Here is a 9520-nt window from a genome sequence, read left to right on the forward strand (position 1 = left end):
AACCGGCCGGCACCGCGACCGGTCGTCACAACGACCGGGTGTCGAGCGTCCTGGCCAGGTCGGCGAGGTGGTCGGCCACCTCGCCGGCGGTCGCCCGGTCGTCGTCCGGCCGGCAGGTCCAGCGGAGCGTGGCCAGCCGGTCCTCGGTGGCGAGCCAGCCCACCTCGGCCGTCGGGCCGCGCTTCGCGGTCTTCGCGACGGTCCGGCCGTAGGCGGCCTGGCCCAGCTTCGACACCTTCTTCGCCCCGGCGGGCAGCACGTCGGCGGTGAAGGTCGGGACGTCGATCGAGGTGTCGGTGACCGTCAGGGTCAGCTCCGGCCAGGTGGCGTCGGTGGCCCGCACCACGCAGGTCCGGGTGTCACCGCGCTCGCTGGCGGCGGCCACGTCGAAGCGGACCCCGGTGTGTTCCTCGATCACCGCGAAGTCGAGCAGCCGGCACGCTCCACCGGACGAGGCGGCACCCACCTGCACGGTGGCCGGTTCCCCGGCCGGCAGCCGCACCGGCTCGACCTCCGACGCGCCACAGCCCGTGGTCAGCAGCACGCCCACGCCGGCCAGCCAGATCCGCCCGTGCACGGGCACACCTCCGTGATCGTCGACGGGGAACCCGCCGGTGTCCGTCGGAAACCGTACGGGTTGGCGTTGCCGGACGGAAGACCCGCCCCTCCTGTCCGGACCGGGTCAGGTCGCGCAGGGTCCGCAGTGGAGCCGACGGCGGTGCGCTAGTCGTCGACGTACGGGCAGTGCCGGCAGCCACGCCCGCAGCAGGTGCCGCGCCGGGCCAGGAAACCTGCGGTGAGGACGAACAACCCGGTGGCCGGGTCGGGATAGCCGGCCTCCCCGGCGGCGAGCGCGGCGGCGTGCGCGGCCAGGATCAGCGCCCGGTCGGGGTGCTCCGGCGGCAGCCGGGACGGGTGCGGCTCGGTCAGCGGCCGGCCCGCCAGCGGACGTCGTTCGCCACTCACCGCGGCGAGTCTACTGACCGGGGGGCAGTGCCGACCCGGACCGGTGGGGCGACCCGACCGGAGCGGTGGGCTCAGCGCGCCGCGTCGGCGGTCTCGGCGCGGACCCGGGTCAGCAGGTCGACGAAGGGGCCGGGCCGTTGGTAAAGCGAGCGGTGGCCGGCGGCGTCCAACACCAGGTGCTCCTTGTGCGGGGCGTCGAGTTGGGCGTACCACTGGGCGGTCAGGGCCAGGCGGCCCGGCACCTCGTGCGCGCCGTCGACCAGGTAGACGGGCACCGCGAGCTGCCGCACCCGGGCACGCAGGTCGACCTGCTGGACCTTCGGGTAGAGCACGTCCCAGCCGTCCAGGCCGCCGCCGAGCACGTGCGCCTTCTCCAGCAGGGTGTACTCGGCGACGCCCAGGTTCTCCCCCGTCCCGCCCCGGCCCTCGTGGTTGCCGGTGCGGTCGAAGTCGAAGGCGGCGGCCTCGTTGGCCAGCAGCGGCTCGTAGTGGTACATGTCGGGATACGGCGGCGGCCCCAGCTCGGTCAGCTGCCGCACTAGATCGGTCCGTCCGGTACGGCCTGCCCAGGCGAGGGTGTCGGTGTACTGACTGCGGTCGGCCTCCCGCAGGTCGACCACCTGGCCGACCCCGACGTACGCCCGGAACAGCTCCGGCCGGCGCTGCACGGCGACGGCGGCGACCAGCGTCCCCCCGGAGTGCGCCACCAGGTAGACGTCCGGCCGGCCGAAGCGCTGCCGCAGCCGGTCGGCGACGGCGAGCAGGTCGGCGACCTCGCTGTCGAGGGTCAACGACGAGGAGGGCGGGAACGCCGCCCACGACCGTGCCGCGCCCCGCCGGTCCACGGTGGCCACCACGAACTGCCGTTCCAGCCCGGCGAGGTGCCGCCGGACCGCCCCCACCTCGGAGCTGCCCGGCCCACCGGGCAGGAAGAGCAGCACCGGGGCCTGCCGGTCGGCTCCCCGCAGCAGCACCCCCAGCTCCCGGTCACCGCCGCCGCGCACCGTCGTCAGCTCGGCGACCCCACCCGGAACGGCGGCGGTGGTGGCCGGCAGCGCCACTGCGACCGTCACCAGGGCGACCAGCGCGGTGAGCAGGCCGACCCCGGCCCGCCCCAGCCAGGTCCACACCGGGCGGCGGCCCGCCGCCGGGGCGGCCCGTCGCGCCAGGCCCGCGCCGTACGCCGCGCCGACCAGCAACGGCAGCACGGACAGCAGTCCGTGGACGCCCCGCCCCAGCAGCAGCGCGCCGACACCGAAACCGCTCAGGTGCGGGGCGTCCACGGTCGGCCCCCGCAGCGGCCAGCGGACCAGCTCGACGGCGAACGCGAAGAGCACCGGAGCCGCGACCATCGCCCCACGGGACCGGCCCGCCCAGCCGGCGAACCCGCCGACCGCGAGACTGACCAGGATCGACGTCACGGCCTCGGCGTTGGTGCCGGGACCACGCGGTGTCCACCAGCCGACCAGCAGACCCCAGCCGAGCGGGGCGACGCCGGCGGCGATCCACCGGACCGGTTCGGCACGGCGGGACAGGGCGGGACGGGGCAGCGACGGCTTCGCCATGACACCTCACCGGAGTCGTCGGCACCCCAGCCTAGTGAGGATAGATCTCATCCGCTGTCCCGTGACGCTCACGGACCGTCATGGCCTGGGTCACGTCCCCACCGGACCGGGCCGGTCGCCCGGCTGCCCGGTCACCCCAGGTTCAGCCGAACCAGTGCGCCGACTGGCCGTGCGAGCGCATCCAGGCCAGCGGCGTCCCGTCGAGGGCGAGCACGTTGTGCAGCGCCCCGTCCGGCGGGGACGGCAGCGCGGGGTGCGCCAGCACGTCGGCCGCCTCGGCGGACACCCAGTGGCCGGGCAGGGCGCGGGCCAGCGCGACGAAGGCCGCCCGGCGTGCCGGCGGCACCTGGTAGAGCACGGAGGTGTGCAGGACCACCAGCGTCGCGCCGGCCGGTGCCCGCGCGGCCAACGCCGGCAGGTCGTCCACCAGGTCACCGCGGACCAGCTCCGGCGGGTCGGCGGCGGCCACCGCGGCTGCCGCCCGCAACCGGGCCCGGCGGTGGGTGTGCTCCGGCCAGATCAACGCGTCGAGCCAGCCCACGTCGGCCGGGTCGGTGACGTCGAGCGGGTTCAGGTCCAGACCGGCCCGCCACACCACCTCGGGGCGGGTGGTCGGCGGCCCGGTCCCGGTCAGCGCGCAGTCGAGGACCGGCTCCCCCGCCCCGAGCAGGTGGTCGCCGTAGCGGTAGGCGTACCGGTCGGGATAGAGGCAGAGGCCGGCGGACGCGCCGACCTCCAGCAGCGCCAGCGGCTGCGGCAGCGCGGCCAGCACCGGCAGCAGCGCCGCGCAGCGGCCGGCCTCGTTGGTCTGCACCGCCCGGGTGAGCATCGCGGCCCGCACGGCGGGCCAGTGCGCCAGGGTGTGGGTGCGGAAGGCGACCGGGTCGTCGACCGGGCCACCGAGCCAGCGGACCACGCCGAGCAGCAGTTGCGGCTGCCGCCTGGCCGGCGGCAGGTCGTCCAGCAGGGCGAGCAGGTCGTCGTCCCGGGCGACCGCGTGGGCCAGCCGTTCGTACGCCGGGGAGACGCCGTGCGCCTCCCGGCTGGCGAACTCGACGTACCGGTCGGCGGTGGTCATGCCCCGATCATTCCCGCCGCGCCCGCCCGGCGGGGTCCCCGGTGCGCCGCCGTCGGCGTGATCTGAGCGACGGGCGCGAGGGGCGGTGTCCGGGTGGGACGGATACCGCTACCTCGCCCCACCGGGGTCGACCATGCGGACGGGACGCGGGAGGGCCGGCACCCGTCGGGTGCCGGCCCTCCGTGCGACGCGTACGTCAGCTGCAACCGCTGGTGGAGCCGCAGCCCTCGCAGACGTAGCAGCTACCGGCCGGGCGCATCTTCGTACCGCAGGTGAAGCAGAGCGGCGCGTCGGCGGCCTTGCCGATCACGGCCTCCAGCAGCTCGGTGGAGGAACCCACGGCGGGTGCCGGCTTGACGGCGGCCACCTCGGCCAACTCCTGGGCCGGCTGGGCCACCGGGCCGGTCTTCGGCTCGGTCGTCTCGACCGGGGCGGAGGACGCCATCGCCGTCAGGTCCGCGCCGGCGGCCTCCGCGTCGGCCTCGGCCCGCAACTGCGCGGCCCGCTCCTTGGCGGTGAAGATGCCCAGCTCGGCACGGCGCTCGTAGGGCAGGAAGTCCAGCGCCAGGCGACGGAAGATGTAGTCCATCACCGAGGCGGCCATCCGCACGTCCGGGTCGTCGGTCATGCCCGCCGGCTCGAAGCGCATGTTGGTGAACTTGCTGACGTACGTCTCCAGCGGGACGCCGTACTGCAGGCCGATGGAGATCGCCACCGAGAAGGCGTCCATCACCCCGGCCAGGGTGGAGCCCTGCTTGGACATCTTGAGGAAGACCTCGCCGAGGCCGTCGTCCGGGTAGGACGAGGCGGTGAGGTAACCCTCCGCGCCGCCGACCGAGAAGGAGACCGTCTGCGAGGGGCGCTTCTTCGGCAGCCGCTTGCGCACCGGGCGGTACTCGACGACCTTCTCCACCGCCCTCTCGACCTCGGCGGCCGGGGCAACGGTCTCGGCGGTGGCCTTGTTGGGCTTGGCCACCGACAGCGGCTGGCCCACCTTGCAGTTGTCCCGGTAGATCGCCAGCGCCTTGAGGCCGAGCTTCCAGCCCTCGAAGTAGATCTTCTCGACGTCGGCGACGGTGGCCTGCTCCGGCATGTTGACCGTCTTGGAGATGGCCCCGGAGATGAACGGCTGGACGGCCGCCATCATCCGCACGTGCCCCATCGGGGCGATCGACCGCTCGCCCATCGCGCAGTCGAAGACCGGGTAGTGCTCCGGCTTGAGGCCGGGGGCGTCCACCACGTGCCCGTGGTCGGCGATGTGCTCGACGATCGCCTCGACCTGCTCCTCCGGGTAGCCGAGGCTGCGCAGGGCACGCGGCACGGTCTGGTTGACGATCTGCATCGAGCCGCCGCCGACCAGCTTCTTGAACTTCACCAGCGCCAGGTCGGGCTCGACGCCAGTGGTGTCGCAGTCCATCATCAGGCCGATGGTTCCGGTCGGGGCGAGCACGCTGGCCTGCGAGTTGCGCCAGCCGTTGCGGTCGCCGACCTTGTTGCCCTCGGTCCACTGCCGGGTGGCCTCGCGCTGGATCGCGGTGGCGACGGTGCCGGCCGGCTTGATGGCGTCGTTGGCGGCGGCGTGCTTGCGCATCACCCGCTTGTGCGGCTCGGCGTTACGGGCGTAGCCGTCGTACGCGCCGACGATGCCGGCCAGCTCGGCCGAACGGCGGTACGCGGTGCCGGTCATCAGCGAGGTGATCGCCGCGGCCACCGACCGGCCCTGCTCCGAGTCGTACGGCAGGCCGGAGGCCATCAGCAGCGCGCCGAGGTTGGCGTAGCCGATGCCGAGCTGCCGGTAGGCGCGGGTGGTCTCGCCGATCTTCTCGGTCGGGAAGTCGGCGAAGCAGATCGAGATGTCCATCGCGGTGATGACGAACTCGACCGACCTGACGAACTTCTCCACCTCGAAGCCGCCGTCGGCGCGGAGGAACTTCATCAGGTTGAGCGAGGCCAGGTTGCACGAGGAGTTGTCCAGGTGCAGGTACTCCGAGCACGGGTTCGACGCGGTGATCCGGCCGGTCTCCGGGCAGGTGTGCCAGTCGTTGATGGTGTCGTCGTACTGCAGGCCGGGGTCGGCGCACTCCCAGGCGGCCTGGGAGATGGTGCGGAACAGCTTCTTGGCGTCGATCGTCTCGATGGTCTGCCCGTCGAGCCGGCCGCGCAGGTCGAAGCCGCCGTTGTTCTCCACCGCCGTCATGAACTCGTCGGAGACCCGGACGGAGTTGTTGGCGTTCTGGTACTGGACGCTGACGATGTCGGCACCGCCCAGGTCCATGTCGAAGCCGGCGTCCCGCAGCGCGCGGATCTTGTCTTCCTCCCGCGCCTTGGTCGCCACGAACTCCTCGATGTCCGGGTGGTCGACGTCGAGGATGACCATCTTGGCCGCGCGCCGGGTGGCGCCGCCGGACTTGATGGTGCCGGCGGAGGCGTCCGCGCCGCGCATGAAGCTGACCGGGCCGGAGGCGGTGCCGCCGGAGGAGAGCAGTTCCTTCGAGGACCGGATGCGGGAGAGGTTCACCCCGGCGCCGGAGCCGCCCTGGAAGATCCGCCCCTCCTCCTTGTACCAGTCCAGGATGGAGTCCATCGAGTCGTCGACCGAGAGGATGAAGCAGGCGCTGACCTGCTGCGGCGACGGGGTGCCGACGTTGAACCAGACCGGCGAGTTGAAGCTGAACACCTGGTGCAGCAGCATCCAGGTCAGCTCGTGCGCGAAGACCTCGGCGTCGCCGGGAGCGGCGAAGTAGCCGTTCTGCTCACCGGCGGCCCGGTAGGTGCTGACCACCCGGTCGATGAGCTGCTTGAGCGACCACTCGCGCTGCGGGGTTCCCACCGCGCCCCGGAAGTACTTGGTGGTCACGATGTTGGCCGCGTTGACGCTCCAGGACTCGGGGAACTCCACCCCGCGCTGCTCGAAGTTGATCGAGCCGTCCCGCCAGTTGGTCATGACGACGTCGCGGCGCTCCCACGTCACCTCGTCGTACGGGTGCACGCCCTCGGTCGTCCAGACCCGCTGCACCTTGAGCCCCGTCACCGCGCCGTTCTTCGCCGCCCGCGACCGGCTTGTTGTCACGCCGTCCCCCGCCATCTCATCGGCCCCCTCGTCTGCGCGGCCACCCGCCACGCGTCGTCACTGTCAGAATCCACGTCGTTGCTGTCGGAAAAGACTCAGTCGGTACGGTCGGCGACGCCGGCCCCGTCGGCGCGGGCCTGTGCGGCGGCCCGCAGCGTCTCGATCTCCCGCTCGAAGTCGGCGAGCGAGTCGAACGAGCGGTAGACGCTGGCGAAGCGCAGGTAGGCCACCTCGTCCAGGTCGCGCAGCGGGCCCAGGATCGCCAGTCCCACGTCGTGGCTCGGCAGTTCGGCCGCGCCCTTGGCCCGGACGGTCTCCTCGACCTTCTGGGCCAGCAGGGCGATGGAGTCCTCGTCGACCGGCCGCCCCTGGCACGCCTTGCGCACCCCACCGATGATCTTGGTCCGGCTGAACGGCTCGGTCACGCCGCTGCGCTTGACCACCGCGAGCACGGCCTCCTCGACCGTGGTGAACCGCTTCCCGCACTCCGGGCAGGAACGCCGACGCCGGATCAGCTGACCGTCGTCGGCCTCGCGCGAGTCGACCACCCGGGAGTCGGCATGCCGGCAGTACGGGCACCGCATCGCCTGACCTCCTTGATCGACCGGGGCCCGACCGCCCGCCTCCGGGCACGCGTCGGCCCGGCGGAGCCGGCTCCGCCGGCCGTCGCCGTGGTCGACGATACGGGAGTGCGGTGGGTAGTCGAACCCAACCTGTGGGCAACTTACGCCCGTGTGACTACTACATCTAGGGGTCGACCGTAGGCCGCCGACCGGGTCGGGTCAAGTTGCCGGCGTGTCCGGCGCGTCACCTCCGGCCACCGGCGGCGACCCGTCGCCCCGGGAGCACGCTGAGTGCAACCGACCGGGCCGACGGGAGGTTACCGGCCGTCCGGACAGACCCCCCGGACGGAGGACCGGGCCCGACCGGCGGCCCGCCGGACACCGGCCCGACGGGGACGTACCATCTACCAGAACAGGCGTACGAAAGGCCAGGATTTCCACCCGACACGCCGAGTTGCGTCGTACAGATGTTTGAAAATGACCGATCTCACCTATACGGTCATGAACGACCGGGCACGGCGCACCACGTCGGTCCGGCACCGCGACACCCCCGCACGCACCACGAGCCGCCAAGGCACCCAGCGCCGACCAGGGAGGACGGACGTGACCGAGGACCGGGCCAGCCGGCAGAAGAACCCGCAGCCGATCGCCGAGGCGGGTTCCCCGGCCAGTCGGCGTCCCCGCGCCGCCCGCAGCCGGACCGGCCAACCGGCCGTCCGCCCGGTCACGCCGGTGGTCAGCGGCTTCCCCGACCCCACCGCCGTCGACCTGACCGCCCGGCAGCGCCGCATCCTGGAGTTCATCCGCAGCTGGGTGGAGCGGCACGGCTACCCGCCGAGCGTCCGCGAGATCGGTGAGGCCGTCGGCCTGGTCTCCCCGTCGAGCGTCGCCTACCAGCTCAAGGAGCTGGAGAAGAAGGGCTTCCTGCGGCGCGACCCCAACCGGCCCCGCGCGGTGGACGTGCGCGCCCCCGGCGGTGACGCCGACGACGAGCTGAGCCGCGCCCAGCGCCCCACCCCGGCGTACGTGCCGATGCTGGGCCGGATCGCCGCCGGTGGGCCGATCCTCGCCGAGCAGGCGGTGGAGGACGTCTTCCCGCTCCCCCGCGAGCTGGTGGGTGAGGGCGAGGTCTTCATGCTCCAGGTCAAGGGCGACTCGATGCTCGACGCGGCGATCTGCGACGGGGACTGGGTGGTCGTCCGGCAGCAGCCGATCGCCGAGGCCGGCGACATCGTGGCCGCCATGCTCGACGGCGAAGCGACCGTCAAGACCTACCGGCGGCGCGACGGCCACGTGTGGCTGATGCCGCAGAACCCGGCCTTCGATCCGATCCCCGGTGACGACGCCACCATCATGGGCCGGGTCGTCGCCGTACTCCGCCGGATCTGACCCGTGGGCTCCCTGATCTGACCCGTGCCCTACCGGATCCGGCCCTCTGCCGGCTCCGACCCGCACCTTGGCCGGCCGTCCTTCCCCCGGGGGAAGGACGGCTGATCAGGTGTCGACGGGAGGTTCGCCGCCGCAGCGTCAGTAGCGTTCGCCGCTGCGGCCGGGCGGCGGGCCGTACTGGCCGCCGCGCCGGTCGTCCTGGCCGTCCCGGCGTGGGCCGGAGCGGGGCTCGCGGGGGCCGGCCTCCCGGCGCGGCGGCTCCGCCCGCCCACCGCCGTAGACACCGCCACGACCACCCGGGGACGCGCCACCACGGCCACCGGCCGGGGCACCACCACGCCCACCGGCCGGCTCGGCACCACGGCCACCAGCCGGAGCGCCACCACGGCCACCGGCGGGCGGACCGCCACGGCCAGCCGGGGGCGGACCACCCCGGCCATCGGCCGGCGCACCACCGCGACCACCGGCCGGGACACCACCGCGGCCGTCCGGCGGCGTGCCACCACGGCCGGGCGGCGTGCCGCGGCCGGCCGCCGGGGCACCGCCCCGGGCCCCCGGAGGAACACCACGGCCGCCGGCGGGAGCACCGCCGCGACCACCTGCCGGGACACCCCCGCGACCACCGGCGGGAGCACCGCCACGCGGGTCCACGGCGGGCGGGCCACCGGCTGGTGCACCGCCGCGCGGACCCGCGCCCTTGCCCGCCGGACCGCCCGCCGGGGCGGCACCGTAGACCCCACCACCGGCGGGACGACCACCGCCGTACACACCGCCACCCGCCGGGCGACCGCCGGAGGGCGGAGGACCACCGCCCGGCCGACCGGCGGGAGCGGCAGCGGCCCCGGCCGGGGGCCGGCCACCGCCGTAGACCGCGCCGCCGGCCGGCCGG

Annotated in this window: 7 protein-coding genes and 1 pseudogene; 1 reads left to right on the forward strand and 7 read right to left on the reverse strand. The window is 73.9% G+C overall.

Annotated features, from left to right (window positions below; translation table 11 throughout):
• Nucleotides 1–25 precede the first annotated feature (25 nt).
• The 6 genes from B5D80_RS25305 to nrdR all read right to left on the reverse strand — a co-directional run bounded on the left by B5D80_RS25305 (nucleotide 26) and on the right by nrdR (nucleotide 7263).
• A complete protein-coding gene (locus B5D80_RS25305; protein ID WP_088646457.1) occupies nucleotides 26–577 on the reverse strand; it encodes a hypothetical protein in 552 nt (183 codons plus the stop codon).
• 146 nt (nucleotides 578–723) lie between these two features.
• Nucleotides 724–966, reverse strand: coding sequence for a DUF5522 domain-containing protein (locus B5D80_RS25310; RefSeq protein ID WP_088646440.1), 243 nt, complete (start codon nucleotides 964–966; stop codon nucleotides 724–726).
• 71 nt (nucleotides 967–1037) lie between these two features.
• Complete coding sequence (locus tag B5D80_RS25315; RefSeq protein ID WP_088646441.1) at nucleotides 1038–2531, reverse strand: alpha/beta fold hydrolase; 1494 nt, start codon at nucleotides 2529–2531, stop codon at nucleotides 1038–1040.
• 142 nt (nucleotides 2532–2673) lie between these two features.
• Entirely contained in the window at nucleotides 2674–3609 is a 936-nt protein-coding gene (locus tag B5D80_RS25320) for a DUF2332 domain-containing protein (protein ID WP_088646442.1), read from the reverse strand.
• A 196-nt stretch (nucleotides 3610–3805) separates the two neighbouring features.
• Nucleotides 3806–6694 (reverse strand): vitamin B12-dependent ribonucleotide reductase, encoded by a 2889-nt coding sequence (locus tag B5D80_RS25325; RefSeq protein WP_088646443.1) that lies wholly within the window; start codon nucleotides 6692–6694, stop codon nucleotides 3806–3808.
• An 80-nt stretch (nucleotides 6695–6774) separates the two neighbouring features.
• Nucleotides 6775–7263 (reverse strand): transcriptional regulator NrdR, encoded by a 489-nt coding sequence (gene nrdR, locus B5D80_RS25330; protein ID WP_088646444.1) that lies wholly within the window; start codon nucleotides 7261–7263, stop codon nucleotides 6775–6777.
• Nucleotides 7264–7845: 582 nt separating this feature from the next.
• Between nrdR and lexA the strand changes: the two genes are divergently transcribed.
• Complete coding sequence (lexA, locus tag B5D80_RS25335) at nucleotides 7846–8631, forward strand: transcriptional repressor LexA (protein ID WP_088646445.1); 786 nt, start codon at nucleotides 7846–7848, stop codon at nucleotides 8629–8631.
• A gap of 29 nt (nucleotides 8632–8660) precedes the next feature.
• On the opposite strand, the pseudogene B5D80_RS25340 reads toward lexA, so the two are convergent.
• Nucleotides 8661–9520, reverse strand: a pseudogene (locus tag B5D80_RS25340) (hypothetical protein); the annotation flags it as partial.

The organism is Micromonospora wenchangensis (assembly GCF_002210435.1).
GTDB lineage: Bacteria > Actinomycetota > Actinomycetes > Mycobacteriales > Micromonosporaceae > Micromonospora > Micromonospora wenchangensis.